We start from the raw sequence: 12,615 nt of genomic DNA, 5'->3' as shown, positions 1-12,615 counted from the left end.
AATCATAAGCACACACGAAGGATCTGTCATGCGTCAGGGTGAATGCCCGTCATCGACAGACCGTCCGCCGTGAAGTTCAGACGGAACCATCCACCCCGGTCGACGATCGTCGGCAGCGAACAGCCGTGGATCGACGCCAGGTGGGCAAGGACCACGGGAATCAGGTCACCGTGAGAGCAGACGACGGCTCGACCACCCTGATGCCGAGCAACGACCTCACCCAGTACGGCGACCCCGCGCGCCGCCGTCCATGCTCCCCCCAACGCCTGACCAATAGGCGCGAACACCCCACCAACCCAGTCCGCCGGCTCGTCGAACCCCTCCTGAAGCCGCTCATCAACACTGATCGAAACTCCCGCGGTCGCGGCCAACGGCCCCACCGACTGCCGGCAGCGCAACGCCGGACTCGTGTAAACACCCTGCACACCCTCAGCAGCCACCGCCGCCAAGACCTCCGCCTCCCGCAACCCCTTCTCACTCAACGGCCGCTCATCATCACCCCCGGCCCACTCCCCCCGCGGCGTCGAAGAGCAATGCGGCAACAGCTCAATCACAGTCAAATCCCCAGACACGCCACCTATTCTGCAGGAGCTGCGATGGTGATGATGTGGGCTTGGATTTTGCCTTCTAGGGGGCCTGGGCCGTAACGGTGGGTTAGGGCTTTGGCGCAGGCTGTGGTGGCGGTGGCTAGGTCTGGGGTGGCGCGGGCTTCGATCTCGGCGCGGACTGGGGTGCCTTGGCAGTAGGCGATGGCTACTGCTTCGGCTGAGGTGGCGCGGCTGCGGGCGGTGATTGTTTCGTGGTGGGGAGGACTGGTGAAGCCCGCGGTGGTTAGGTCGTGGGCAATGGCGTCGAGGTCGAAATACCCGTGGGGCGTGCGGGCCATGAACTGTGGCGGGTCGGTCGGGTACAGGTCGGCGAGAGTGCTGCTGACGGTGGCCGCGAACTCGTTGTCCTCAATGCGATCCCACACGTTGAACAGCAGCGTGCCGCCAGGGCGTAGGACGCGGCGCATCTCGGCGAAGGCCTTCGCCTTATCCGGGAAGAACATGGCGCCGAACTGGCAGAAGACCACGTCGAAACTCGCGGACTCGAACGGCAGGTCCATCGCGTCCGCCTGCTGCCAGCGCACCGATCGCGTCGTACCGATCGCTTGGGCGCGGTCGAGCATCGCCTGGTTGAGGTCCGTCGCCACCAGCTCCACCGACTCGGGCAACAGACGCGCCGCAACCCGCGTGACGACGCCCGTCCCCGCGGCAATCTCCAGCGCCCGATCCGGCGCGAGGTCCGCCACCCGGCGGGCGAGATCCTCGGCGTACACCGCGAAGATCATCGGCACCATGTACTCGTCGTAGAACTCAGGAATCGAGCCCACGAAGACTGCGTCTGACTTCTCCATGTGACACCCCCGATTGATCGTACGACGTTCCTGCGCCCTGGCTACCCCTCGCGGCGATCGGTGTAGGTTCGCGGCCATGAGTGCACGGGTGACGGCGCAGGAGTTTCACGCGGCCGACGGCGTACAGGACTGGCGGTCGGTCTATCACTTGGTGTCGGCGCATTTTCCGACTGAGTCGCTAGCTGCCGGTACGGCGTTCGTCGGGGAGGTCACGCGAGTTGCCGGAGCGGGCGCGGAGTACCTGGCGGTCGATCTCCGCGCCGGCGGCGTGACAGTCTCGTTGGGACGGCGGGATGTTGAGCTGGCTCGGCGGATCTCCGGGGTGGCCGCGGAACTGGGGCTGCAGGCGGACCCAAGCGTCGTACAAGTCATCAATGTGACGGTGGACGCGTTGGTGGGAGCCGATGTGTTGCCGTTCTGGCGGGCGGTGCTGGGGTATGGGCAGATCGGGGACGACTACTTGTTCGACCCGTTGCGGCGCGGGCCCGCGGTTGGGCTGCAGGAGATGGACGTTGCCCGGGTCGGACGCAATCGGATCCATGTCGACGTGGCGGTAGCTCACGACCAGGCCGAGGCACGCGTCGCGGCAGCGCTGGCGGCGGGTGGGCGCCTGGTGTCGGACGCGCATGCCCCCAAGTGGTGGGTGCTCTCCGATGCTGAAGGCAACGAGGCATGTGTCGCTACGTGGATGGGCCGCTGAGGGTCAGATGGGTGCGGACGATCTGACGAACGAGCGTGGGGAGATCCAGGCCTTCTAGGAGCTCGAGGGTTTTGGTGGCTCGGAGGGTGGTGAGGCCGTGAAGGTTGGTCCAGAGGGCTACGGCGCGGAGTTGGGCGTCGGCGGGGTGTGACTCGGCGACCAGGTCGATGAAGGTTTGCAGGAGCGGGAGGGACTGGGCGCGGAGGTTGCCGCCAGCGCCTTCGAGGAGGTCGTGGCGGAAGATCAGGTCGAACATGCCGGGGCGTTCCGCGGCGAACTCGAGGTAGCGCTCGGCGGCCGCGACCAGGCGCTCCTCGACCGATCCGTCGACCGATCCGTCGACCGGCAGGGCGAGGCGGGTGGCGAGGTCGGCGAGGCCAGTGGCGGCGATGGCGGCGAGCAGGGCGTTGTGGGTGGGGAAGTAGCGGCGCGGTGCGCCGTGGGAGACGCCGGTACGGCGGGTGATCGCGCGGAGGGTCAGGTTCGTCAGCCCCTCGGACTCGAGGAGTTCGACGCCGGCCTGGACCAGGCGATCGCGCAGTGGGGTCTCGGTCACGGGCCTATTGTGACCCTCTCTCCGGTAGATTGGTCGTCGTGACTACCGGGTCGGCTATACGCCATTCACGAGTTGGGTTCCCGGTCGCTCTCTGAGCGCCGAAGGGGCCGCCCGCGGGCCGCCCTCGCTTCTCTCTCACCAGCACCAGCGCAGTACCCCCAACCGAGAGAAGAGAATGCCGAACCCTTTCACCGATGCACTGATCACTGAGTTCCGCGCGAACGACGGCCGGCTGAGCGGGCCGTTCGCGGGCGGAAGAATGTTGCTATTGACAACGACTGGTCGCCGTTCGGGCCGGCCGCACACCGCGATCATCGCGTACTACCCGGACCGCGACCGGGTGCTCGTCGTCGGCTCGGCCGGCGGCTCCGACAAGCACCCGGACTGGTACCTCAACCTGCTCGCCAACCCCGAGGTCACCGTCGAGACCGGCCTGTTCACCTACCAGGCGGACGCCGTACCGCTCGAAGGAACCGAACGGGACGAGGTCTTCACCCGCCTCGTCGAGGCGAACGCGGGCTGGGGTGAATACCAGGCCGGTACGACGCGCGCGATCCCGGTGATCGCCCTGACCCAGAAGCAGATCGGGCCGCCGCGGGGTGGTGGTTCGTTCGCGGACCTGCTGATCCGGATCCACACCGCGTTCCGGCGGGAGCTCGCGTTGATCCGTGAAGAGGTCGCCACCTCCGGTACGGCGGGAGTCGGTGCGCAACTGCGCGTCAACTGCCTCACGCTGTGCCAAGGACTCCACCATCACCACACCGGCGAGTCCGACGGCATCTTCCCCGCACTGCTCCAACAACACCCCGAACTCTCCGACGAGATCACCGCACTGATCGCTGAGCACGACCAACTCGCCGTACACCTGGAGGAGCTCGAGAAGCTCCTCCAAACCCCTCAACCCAACCTCCTACCAGAGGTCGACCGCATCGTCGCGGTCCTGACCGCCCACCTGGACCACGAAGAAGCAGCACTACTCGCGTTCCTGTGAGCCAGTAGCACAGAGGCTCGGCGTACTCCCCCAGTACGCCGAGCCGCAGGCTTGCACGCGTTACCCGGTCAGGGCGTCGTACAGGTCGCGAACGAAAAAGGTGTCCGCCAGCGCATCGTGGATCGCATAGGCGGACTGATCGATCCCGACCATCGCTGCCATCTCACCAACCGTGGTCGTCGGCGGCCGCCGCGTCCGCCCGATGAGCTGGCTGATCACGCAGACCAGTCGGAAGTCCCATGGCACGTCGGCCGCATCCAGCGGAACCAGGCCGTGGACGTGCATCAGATGCAGTACGTCGTTCGCGTCCATCCAAGGTGCTGCACCGACCCACAGCGGTTGATCGGCTGTGAGCTCGACCATCAACTCGGCGATCTCACGACCGGTGGCGACGTCGGCATCGGAACCGTGCGACTCCGGGTGCCGGTCGAACCGGCTGATTGCCAGCGCCTGCTGGGTCGCGCGCCCGAGGTCCAGTTCGTGCAGGGGAACGAAGCGGTTGTACGCCGTCTCCCGGCCGTCGTCCTCGCGCCGAATCACCGCGAGCTGCCAGATCTGCCGCCCACCCGGCAGCCACGGCTCACGAACGCTGGTGGTCTCGAGATCCACGAAGACAATCGGCATGAGCCCAGTCTGACCGTCCGAGCCGACATTTTAATTACCCAGTGTCAGCGTGACTGTGCGTGACGTGACGATTTTTGGAAGATGGTGGGTATTGGGGGAAATCGTTCGGGGAAAACGCGAAAAAACCGTACGGGAGGTGTAACGGACGGCTGACTGTGACGATAAACGGGTGAGCGTCCCGGTTGGGGGGCCAGCGGGACGCTCCGGTGCTTCTTCGGGATCACCGAACGTTGGGGGGAAACGAACAGGTGCTCACCCGGGGCGGGGTGAGCACCTGTTTCTTTGTCAGCCCTTGATGGCCGATTTGTCAGCCCTTGATGCCGACGTTGGCCATGCCCTCGACGAAGCGCTTCTGCGCGAAGACGAAGAGGATGATCATCGGCAGGGTGGCGAGCGCCGTACCGGCCATCAGATAGGGCCACTGGATCTCGGCCGGGTTCTGGGAGAAGATCGCCAGCCCCAGCTGGAGCGGGCGCATCTCGTCCGAGGTGGTGATCATCAGCGGCCAGAGGAAGCCGTTCCAGGCGGCTTCGATCTGGAAGACGGCGATGGTGATCAGCGCCGGCTTGATCAGCGGCGTCATGATCCGCCAGAAGATGCCGAACTCACCGAGGCCGTCGACGCGGGCCGCCTGGGCCAGTTCGTCCGGGAGCGAGACGAAGAACTGCCGGGCCAGGAAGGTGAAGAACGGCGCGGCGCCGAGCGGGATGATGAGGCCCCACCAGGAGTTCAGCCAGCCGATCCCGCCTTGGCCGATGATGTTGTTGCCGCCGAACAGCGGGATCGACTTCACGATCATGAACAGCGGCACCAGGATGATCTGGAACGGCACCAGCAGCAGCACGATGAAGTAGCCGAGCATGGCCTTGCCGCCGCGCAACGGCATCTTGGCCAGTGCGTACCCGGCCGTCGTACAGACCACCAGTGTGAACGCCGTCTCGCCGATCGCGATCAGTGCACTGTTGCGGAAGTAGCGCAGGAACGGCGCGGTCTGCATCGCCTCGCTGAAGTTGCTCCAGCGCAGCTCACCAGGCAACCACGAGAACTTGAGGATCTCGGCCTCGCTCTTGAACGCCGTCAGCACCATCCACAGGAACGGTGTGACCATCAACAGCGCGCCGATCACCAGGACGACGTACAGCAGGATCCGGCCCGGCCGGACCGCCGACGGCTTCGTCGAGGCCTGAGCGACCGCCGGCAACGTGGCGCTAGTCATTGGTATCCGCCCTCTGGAGCAGGCGCCCGACACCGATGAAGACGGCGATCACGATCATCATGATCACGGTCTCGGCGGACGCGTAGCCGAGTTTCAGGTCCTGGAACGCGTTCTGGTAGATGTCGAGCACCAGCACGCGGGTCTCACTGCCGGGTCCACCCCGCGTCATCACGTAGACCAGGTCGAAGACCTGGAACGTGCCGACGATCGACGTGATCAGTACGAAGAACTGCACCGGGCCGAGCGCCGGCAGCGTGACGTTGCGGAACTTCTGCCACCGCGAGGCACCGTCGATGTCGGCCGACTCGAGCAGGTCGCGGGACACGCCCTGCAACGCGGCCAGGTAGATGATGATCTTGGTGCCGAGGCCCTGCCAGATACCGACCACCATCAGCGAGCCCAACGCCGTACCGGGGTCTGCCAGCCAGCGGTTCGGCGCGAACCCGAACAGACTGAGGAATCCGTTCGCCAGGCCGGAACCCGGGTTGTAGATCCACAGCCAGATCGTCGCGACCGCGACCGTCGCGGTGACGGTCGGGACGTAGAACGCCGTCCGGAAGAAGCCGATCCCGCGGATCTTCTGGTTCAGTCCGAGCGCGACGGCGAGCGAGATCGCCATCGAGATCGGGATCACGATCAGCGCGTACAGCACCGTGTGCCACAGCGCCGCGAGGAAGTCGACGTCCTGGAAAAGCTCGCTGTAGTTGCCGAAACCGACCCAGGACCAGGTGTCACCGAAGCTGTAGTCGGTCAGGCTCAGCACCAGGACCGAGATGACCGGGATGACGATGAAGATGCCCGAGTGCAGCAGAGCGGGCGTCAGCAGCGCCCAGCCGGTCCGGACCTGACTGCGGGTCAGCGTGCCTTTGTCCTTGGCGACCTCGGACTTGCGCGAGGCCGCGAGCGCCGGGCGCTCGAGTGTTGTGCTCATCGGCTTTGTCCTGCCAGGTTGTGCAGCACCGTCGCGGGATCCTTCTGTCCGAGGACCGCCTGGGTGAGCTGGATGTCGAAGTTGCCCCGCATCTCGAGCCAGTTCGGCGGGACCTCGTTCTCGTTCGCGGCCTTGTCCAGACCCTCGGCGACGAACTTGCTCAGCGGGTTCGATTTCGCCTGCGGTGAGTTCGCCGCATCCTTGTACGCCGGGAGCTTCTTGTTCAGCTTGGCCATCGCGTCGAGCGTGCTCGGCTGCGTCATCGACTGGATGAACGACCAGGCCGCTTCCTTGTGCCGGCTGCGGGATCCGATCGAGGCGAGGTCACCACCCATGTACTCGATCTCCTTACCGCTGTTGAAGCGGAAGAACTTCAAGTCGTCACAGGTCTTCTGACCGATGCCCTTGCCGCCGGTCGAGCAGTCGACCGCGCCACCGACGATCCCCATCGCGGCCTCACCCGAGTAGACGAGCGGCTGCTGGGCGGCGTTCACCTGACCGTACGGCTGGACGTTGTTGATCATCGACTTGATCCACAGCAGGGTGTCGAGCCCCTCCTGGTTGTCGAAGTTCGGCTCGCCGCCGACATAGAGCGGCTTGCCGGTCGACGCGAGGAAGGTCGTGAACGACTGCCGGAACCCGGTCGCCGACGCGAGGTCGAAACCGCTCCGGGTGATGTTGCCGTTCTTGTCCCGCTTGGTCAGCTTCTCCGCCGCGACCTTGATCTCGGCGAGCGACGTCGGCGGCTTCTCGGGATCCAGCCCGGCCTCGATGAACGCGCTCTTGCGCAGCGCCACCGCGCGGGTGTCCGCGAGCAGCGGATAGCCGTACATCTTGCCGTCGTACGTGACCGCGGGGATCAGCGCCTCGAGGCTCTTCTCCTTGATCACGTCCGGCGTCAGCCCGAACTCGCCGAGGTCGGCGAAGATCCGCTTCGACGCGAACGGCTGGATCCAGCCGACGCCGGTGACCATCACGTCGTACGGGATGCCGGCCGCGATCGAGGTCGACATCTTCTCGTTCAGGTTGTTGTACGTCGCGAAGTCCGGCTCGACCTTCATCTTCGGATAGGCCTTGTGGAAGTCGTCGACGACCTTCTGGAACTGTTGCCGCCCCTCGTTGCTGGGCGGGAACGACGGGAGCAACACCCGCAGCGTCCCGGTGGCCTCGGCCGGCGGCACGCCGTCCGTGCTCTTGTCGATCACCCCGCTACCACAACTGCTGACCACAACGGCAAGGGCCGCGGCCAGCAACGTCAGTCCCACGGAACGTCTCACAGGGGAACTCCTTCGCATCAAGTGCAGCGAAAGTATGGGAAAGGGCTTTCCTCGTCAAGACCTCAACGCTCGAATGATCACTTTCGATCAGTTCCGGAACTGATGTGATCAGAGTTCCGCGCAGCGGGCTGTTCTAGCGCTGAATTTCAGGCCCGCGCTCGGGAGAGGACTGCGTTCCGGAGCGCCGCGAACCCATCCGGTCCTCGCCCAGCCGACTGGCCGAGCTGAGCGGCTCAGAGCCGGAACGACTCGCATGTACGGCGGCCGCCAGGTCCGGCGGGAGCTGCTGAGACTCCGCGCTGTCCGCGGTCTGGGGCCCGGCCTCCTGCGGAGCCTGTCCGTTCGACCGCCCCTGCTCAGCCGCCACCCCACGCTCCACCCGCGCCTCCGGCGCCGGCTGCCCCCACTCCTTGCTCAGCTTGTCGACCTCGTCCAGCCCGGCCTCGACCGACCTCGCGCCGGCCTTCGCCGACTCCCGGCGTTTCTTCTCCGGATCAGATTCTTCCTTCAACTCTTTCAAACCGGACATCGCCGGTTTCATGGCCGTTTCGATCCGCCGAATCGCCGCGTCGCGCTCCTGCTCCGGAACCTTGCCCGGCAGATCGCTGCTGTCGTAGAGCATTCCGGCGGCGACCCGGAACTTCTGCTCCGCATTGACAACGGCGAGCCGCCGTACCACCTCGGTCGACTCTTCGCCGGTCTCCCGCCCGATATTCTCAGCGAACCGCCGCGCCGCCGGCGTGTAGTGCGGGTACGACGGCCGGGCCTCCGCCGACTTGATCCCCGGTGCGACGTCCTCGAGCCCGAGCTCGTCGATGTACTCGTTCAGGTTGTCGTAGCTGTGAACCTCGCTGATGCCCTCTTCGAGCGCCTGTTCCGGCAGGTTCTGAAACGCCTGCTTACCGTCAGCATGCTGGGTGCCCTCGGCCGCGAGCATGTGAGTGTTCTCGTGATGGACGGTTTTGACCGCCTCACGGTACGACCGCAGCGTTTCCGGGTCCTGGTTGTAGACCCGCTCGTTCTCGAACATCTCTTTGAGCGGCTGAGTCACCGAGCGGTCGGCGTAGGTGATGGTGTGATCCCACTGGGCGACACCATGAGCGTTGTCCTCGGGCGGGGTAATGCCGACCTTGCCGTTCCACGAGGAGTGATGCGCACCCGAAACCCTGATGGCGGCTCGGGCCTGCTCCGCCATCAGTTGGTTGTAGGTGGTGACTTTCACTCGGCGTCGGGCTCCAGCGACGACCTCAGCATGGCCAACGAGCCGTTCATCTCGACGATCGCATACTGCTCGTCCGACGGCGCGGAGTCGGCGATGCGGCCGATTTCAGCCATTGCTGCTGTGATGCGAGCAATGCGCTCGGCCTTGGTACCGCTGTCGTCCGAGGCCGCGGAGTGGACTTGGACCGCCTCGTTCATCGCGTCCGACCAAGGCTCCTCCTTGGCAGCCTCGCCCTCGCGGATGACACCTTCGATGCTCAGGATGGTGCCTTCGGCCCGCCAGCGCTGCCTGGGGTCTTCGAGACTTGCAGCAAGCTCCTTCAGGCGGGCGATGTCGTCCTGCAAGGTCGGCGGGAGGACCTTCGCATCGAGGACGTCCCAGACTTTTTCGCTCTCAACCTTGAACTGCGCGTAGTCCATGGAGTGAATCTACCGTTTGGGCGCCGCAGGAGGCGCGGACGTTGAGAGTCGGGAGCAGCGACAGGTGCTGGACCGGACCTGGTTTTGAGTGGAGTTTGCGGAGGAGTAGGTCGCAGGCGGTTTCGCCTAGGGCGAAGCGTGGGGGGCAGACGGCGGTGAGGGGGACTACGGCGAGGGCGGCGGTGACGTCGTTGTAGACGACGACGGCGAAGTCTTCAGGGATACGGAGGCCTAGCTCCAGGGCGCGTTCTACCAGGCGGGCGGCGTGTTCGTCGGAGTGGATGAGGGCGGCGCGGGCGCCGAAGGTTTCGCATTCGGCGAGGAAGGCGTCCAGTTGGGCGAGTGAGGCCGGGTCGTCGCGGGACTGCGGGAGTTCGACGCGGGACAGGAAGAAGTCGATGCCGAGCGTTGCCGCTGCAGTCTCGACGCCTCGGCGTAGCCAGTACTCCGTCTTGGTCGGCTGCAGGCTGACTGCGATCCGCTCGTGGCCGAGGCCGGCGAAATGCCGCAGCGCCAGCATCGCGCCGTAGGCGTGATCGGTGCGGACGTGGTCGTAGTCGCCGGCCACTTCCGGGAAGCCGAACGCGCGCTCCATCAGGACGAGCGGGACGTCGATGTCGTCCAGCCGGGAGCCGAGCAGCGCCGCCTCGCCATCGCCCAGCGCGGTCCCCATCAGCACGCCTGCCACGCCGACGCCGAGAACCTTGTCGATTCGTTCCAGCTCGACTTCGGGGTCGTAGTTGGAGACGCCGAGCACGAGCCGGGCGCCGTACCGGGCCGCTGCCGCCTCGGCGCCGCGGATGATGTCGGTGTAGTAGCGCCCAGCACTCGGTACGACGATGCCGAGGGTCAGGGCGCTGCCCGGCGTACTGGCGTCGCTGGGGCTGGTGCCGATCGCGCCGCCGTGGACGCGGCGGAGCAGCCCGGCACCGTCGAGCTCGGCCAGATCCCGGCGTACTGTGATCGCGGAAACGCCCAGCTCGGCGGCCAGCTCGTTCACCCGGAGCCGGCCGTGGCGACGCAGGCTCCGCAGGATCAGCTCGTGGCGCTCCGGTGCAAGCATTCGCGTTCCCCTGTGGTTTTTGATGATTGTTTGTGATCATACGATCAACCCAGGCCCATCCGGAATGCGCACGACCTCAGGAGGCGAACCAGTGGAACAGGCCGGCGGCCGGACCAACGCGGTGTTGGCGAAACTGACAGTGGTCGGCGATCTGCTCCTGCTGCAGTTGACCTTCCTCGTGCTCAGCGCCGGGATCATCACGCTGTTCCCGGCGGCGTTCGCGCTGCAGCGAGTGCTGCCGGACGCGATCAGCCAGGAGCGGACCGGCCTGATGCGGATGTTCTTCCGCGAGTTCGGCTGGGCGTTCAAGCGGTTCTGGCTGTCCGGATTCGGCCTCTACCTCGGTGGCGTGATGCTCGCGTTCGGGCTGACGTTCTGGGCGCATGCCAGCGGGCCGGCGCGGATATTCGCCCTCGTGATCCTCATTCCACTGACCGGAATGATCATCGGCCTCTATCTCAGCGGCCTGGCGGTCATGCGCGATGCCGGCGACGACGCATCCATGAAAACGGTGTTCCGGCAGGCGAATCTGTTTCTGCTGCGGCGGTCGCTGCCGGTAGCGGGCGGAGTGGTCATTCTGCTGACATGGTTCGCGCTGGCGTCGCAGGTGCCGACACTGCTCGTGATCGGATCCGGACTGGTCCCGGCACTCATCGCCTACTGGCTGGGCGGCGGCCGACGCCGTACCGAGGCTGAAGAAAAAGATTCGGGAGACGTGTCAATCTGACGCACTCCGGTTCGACGTAAGGGTATAGACGCTCTTACGAAGGAGATCCGGATGTACGCGACGACGACCGACACCCTGGCGACCACGCCGGCCACGCAGGGCGGCCGCGCGCGGTGGCTGGCTCTGTACACACTGTGCGCAGGCATGTTGATGATCGTGCTCGACGTCACCGTCGTGAACGTGGCTCTGCCTGCGATTCAGGACGACCTCGGTTTCACCAGCTCCTCGCTGGCGTGGGTCGTGAACGCCTACCTGATCGCGTTCGGCGGTCTCCTGCTGCTGGCCGGCCGACTCGGCGACCTCCTCGGCCGCCGCAACATCTTCATCGCCGGACTGGTCGTCTTCACCGTCGCCTCGGTGCTGTGCGGGCTGGCGACCTCGCAGGAGGTGCTGGTCATCGCACGGTTCGTCCAGGGGGTAGGCGGTGCGCTCACCTCCGCAGTGATCCTGGGCATGATCGTCACGCTGTTCCCCGAACCGCGTGAGCAGGCCAAGGCGATCGGGATGTACGCCTTCGTCGCCTCGGCCGGTGGATCGATCGGACTGCTCGCCGGCGGCGTACTGACCCAGGCGATCAGCTGGCACTGGATTTTCTTCGTCAACCTGCCCATCGGCATCCTGACTGTCGCACTGGCCGTGAAGCTGATCGAAAAGGACAAGGGCCTCGGCATGGGCCGCGGCACCGACGTACCGGGCGCAGTGCTGATCACCGCAGCCCTCATGCTCGGTGTGTTCACCATCGTGAAGCCGGCTGCTGAGCTGGGCTGGACTGCCGGACGGACCATCGCACTGACGCTGCTGACGATCACACTGCTGCTCTGCTTCGTGGTCCGCGAGGCGACTGCCGCCAACCCGCTGGTGCCGCTGCGCATCTTCCGCTCCCGCAACCTCTCCGGCGCGAACCTGGTGCAGGCACTCTCCAGCTCGGGCATGTTCGGCATCTTCTTCCTCGGCTCGCTCTACCTGCAGCGAGTGCTCGGGTACGACGCTCTCGAGATCGGACTGGCCTTCCTGCCGACCACTGTGGTCATGGGGCTGCTGTCCGTGAAGTACTCCGAGAAGCTGGTCACCCGCTTCGGCCCCCGCCGCCCGCTGATCGCCGGACTGCTCCTCGTGACCGCCGGACTGGCGCTGTTCACCCAGGCCCCGGTCGGCGGCAGCTACGTCGTACACATCCTGCCCGTACTGACCCTGCTCGGCCTGGGCGGCGGCATCGCCTTCCCCGCCCTCATGGGCCTGTCGATGGCCGACGTACAGCCCGAAGACGCCGGCCTGGCCTCCGGCCTCGTCGGCACCATGGGCGAGGTAGGCGCCGCCCTCGGCCTGGCCATCCTCGCCACCCTCTCAGCCACCCACACCACCGGCCCCAACCAGCTACAGGCCCTCACCAACGGCTACCACTTCTCCTTCGCCGTAGCCGCCGCCATCGTCGCCGCCGCGGTAGCCATCGCCGCCTACTTCATGCGCCCCGCCAAAAACAGCTAGTGCCT

14 protein-coding genes are annotated in these 12,615 nt (G+C 65.9%); 4 read left to right on the top strand and 10 right to left on the bottom strand.

Features of this window, described 5'->3' with window-relative positions; all coding sequences use genetic code 11:
- Window positions 1-26 precede the first annotated feature (26 nt).
- Window positions 27-554, bottom strand: a complete 528-nt coding sequence (locus tag ACFVWG_RS33415; protein WP_391547488.1) for a histidine phosphatase family protein — start codon at window positions 552-554, stop codon at window positions 27-29.
- Between the two features lie 23 nt (window positions 555-577).
- On the bottom strand, window positions 578-1,399 hold the full coding sequence (locus ACFVWG_RS33410) for a methyltransferase domain-containing protein (RefSeq protein ID WP_391547456.1): 822 nt from the start codon (window positions 1,397-1,399) through the stop codon (window positions 578-580).
- A gap of 76 nt (window positions 1,400-1,475) precedes the next feature.
- Here ACFVWG_RS33410 and ACFVWG_RS33405 point away from each other — a divergent pair, with 76 nt between their 5' ends.
- On the top strand, window positions 1,476-2,099 hold the full coding sequence (locus tag ACFVWG_RS33405; protein WP_391547455.1) for a VOC family protein: 624 nt from the start codon (window positions 1,476-1,478) through the stop codon (window positions 2,097-2,099).
- Here ACFVWG_RS33405 and ACFVWG_RS33400 read toward each other — a convergent pair.
- The gene (locus tag ACFVWG_RS33400) at window positions 2,080-2,655 is read right to left on the bottom strand and encodes a TetR/AcrR family transcriptional regulator (protein WP_391547454.1); all 576 of its coding nucleotides are present in this window, start codon (window positions 2,653-2,655) and stop codon (window positions 2,080-2,082) included. The genes ACFVWG_RS33405 and ACFVWG_RS33400 overlap by 20 nt on opposite strands.
- A 175-nt stretch (window positions 2,656-2,830) precedes the next feature.
- On the opposite strand from ACFVWG_RS33400, the gene ACFVWG_RS33395 reads away from it, so the two are divergent.
- On the top strand, window positions 2,831-3,646 hold the full coding sequence (locus ACFVWG_RS33395; RefSeq protein ID WP_391547453.1) for a nitroreductase/quinone reductase family protein: 816 nt from the start codon (window positions 2,831-2,833) through the stop codon (window positions 3,644-3,646).
- A 60-nt stretch (window positions 3,647-3,706) separates the two neighbouring features.
- Here ACFVWG_RS33395 and ACFVWG_RS33390 read toward each other — a convergent pair whose 3' ends face one another.
- The 7 genes from ACFVWG_RS33390 to ACFVWG_RS33360 all read right to left on the bottom strand — a co-directional run bounded on the left by ACFVWG_RS33390 (window position 3,707) and on the right by ACFVWG_RS33360 (window position 10,398).
- Entirely contained in the window at window positions 3,707-4,270 is a 564-nt protein-coding gene (locus ACFVWG_RS33390; RefSeq protein ID WP_391547452.1) for a hypothetical protein, read from the bottom strand.
- 307 nt (window positions 4,271-4,577) lie between these two features.
- Complete coding sequence (locus ACFVWG_RS33385; RefSeq protein WP_391547451.1) at window positions 4,578-5,486, bottom strand: carbohydrate ABC transporter permease; 909 nt, start codon at window positions 5,484-5,486, stop codon at window positions 4,578-4,580.
- On the bottom strand, window positions 5,479-6,417 hold the full coding sequence (locus ACFVWG_RS33380; RefSeq protein WP_391547450.1) for a carbohydrate ABC transporter permease: 939 nt from the start codon (window positions 6,415-6,417) through the stop codon (window positions 5,479-5,481). The genes ACFVWG_RS33385 and ACFVWG_RS33380 overlap by 8 nt, the downstream gene beginning before the upstream one ends.
- The gene (locus ACFVWG_RS33375; RefSeq protein ID WP_391547449.1) at window positions 6,414-7,694 is read right to left on the bottom strand and encodes an extracellular solute-binding protein; all 1,281 of its coding nucleotides are present in this window, start codon (window positions 7,692-7,694) and stop codon (window positions 6,414-6,416) included. The genes ACFVWG_RS33380 and ACFVWG_RS33375 overlap by 4 nt, the downstream gene beginning before the upstream one ends.
- 133 nt (window positions 7,695-7,827) lie before the next feature.
- Window positions 7,828-8,889 carry a hypothetical protein gene (locus ACFVWG_RS33370; protein WP_391547448.1) on the bottom strand — a complete coding sequence of 354 codons (1,062 nt, stop codon included), beginning with the start codon at window positions 8,887-8,889 and terminating at the stop codon, window positions 7,828-7,830.
- Between the two features lie 23 nt (window positions 8,890-8,912).
- Window positions 8,913-9,335 (bottom strand): hypothetical protein, encoded by a 423-nt coding sequence (locus ACFVWG_RS33365; protein ID WP_391547447.1) that lies wholly within the window; start codon window positions 9,333-9,335, stop codon window positions 8,913-8,915.
- Entirely contained in the window at window positions 9,310-10,398 is a 1,089-nt protein-coding gene (locus tag ACFVWG_RS33360; protein ID WP_391547446.1) for a substrate-binding domain-containing protein, read from the bottom strand. The genes ACFVWG_RS33365 and ACFVWG_RS33360 overlap by 26 nt, the downstream gene beginning before the upstream one ends.
- A gap of 91 nt (window positions 10,399-10,489) precedes the next feature.
- Here ACFVWG_RS33360 and ACFVWG_RS33355 point away from each other — a divergent pair, with 91 nt between their 5' ends.
- Both ACFVWG_RS33355 and ACFVWG_RS33350 read left to right on the top strand, forming a co-directional pair.
- Window positions 10,490-11,125 (top strand): DUF624 domain-containing protein, encoded by a 636-nt coding sequence (locus ACFVWG_RS33355; RefSeq protein ID WP_391547445.1) that lies wholly within the window; start codon window positions 10,490-10,492, stop codon window positions 11,123-11,125.
- Between the two features lie 51 nt (window positions 11,126-11,176).
- Window positions 11,177-12,610 carry an MFS transporter gene (locus tag ACFVWG_RS33350; RefSeq protein WP_391547444.1) on the top strand — a complete coding sequence of 478 codons (1,434 nt, stop codon included), beginning with the start codon at window positions 11,177-11,179 and terminating at the stop codon, window positions 12,608-12,610.
- Window positions 12,611-12,615 lie beyond the last annotated feature (5 nt).

It is taken from the genome of Kribbella sp. NPDC058245, from assembly GCF_042882005.1.
GTDB lineage: Bacteria > Actinomycetota > Actinomycetes > Propionibacteriales > Kribbellaceae > Kribbella.
The sequence above is the reverse complement of the archived record's forward strand: the minus strand, read 5'-3'. Positions and strand labels throughout refer to the sequence as shown.

Bases quoted from the DNA above. Each gene is read 5' to 3' on its own strand.
- ACFVWG_RS33410 (WP_391547456.1), bottom strand. From the start codon at position 1,399: ATGGAGAAGTCAGACGCAGTCTTCGTGGGCTCGATTCCTGAGTTCTAC.
- ACFVWG_RS33405 (WP_391547455.1), top strand. From the start codon at position 1,476: ATGAGTGCACGGGTGACGGCGCAGGAGTTTCACGCGGCCGACGGCGTA.
- ACFVWG_RS33395 (WP_391547453.1), top strand. From the start codon at position 2,831: ATGCCGAACCCTTTCACCGATGCACTGATCACTGAGTTCCGCGCGAAC.
- ACFVWG_RS33390 (WP_391547452.1), bottom strand. From the start codon at position 4,270: ATGCCGATTGTCTTCGTGGATCTCGAGACCACCAGCGTTCGTGAGCCG.
- ACFVWG_RS33385 (WP_391547451.1), bottom strand. From the start codon at position 5,486: ATGACTAGCGCCACGTTGCCGGCGGTCGCTCAGGCCTCGACGAAGCCG.
- ACFVWG_RS33380 (WP_391547450.1), bottom strand. From the start codon at position 6,417: ATGAGCACAACACTCGAGCGCCCGGCGCTCGCGGCCTCGCGCAAGTCC.
- ACFVWG_RS33370 (WP_391547448.1), bottom strand. From the start codon at position 8,889: ATGGCGGAGCAGGCCCGAGCCGCCATCAGGGTTTCGGGTGCGCATCAC.
- ACFVWG_RS33365 (WP_391547447.1), bottom strand. From the start codon at position 9,335: ATGGACTACGCGCAGTTCAAGGTTGAGAGCGAAAAAGTCTGGGACGTC.
- ACFVWG_RS33360 (WP_391547446.1), bottom strand. From the start codon at position 10,398: ATGCTTGCACCGGAGCGCCACGAGCTGATCCTGCGGAGCCTGCGTCGC.
- ACFVWG_RS33350 (WP_391547444.1), top strand. From the start codon at position 11,177: ATGTACGCGACGACGACCGACACCCTGGCGACCACGCCGGCCACGCAG.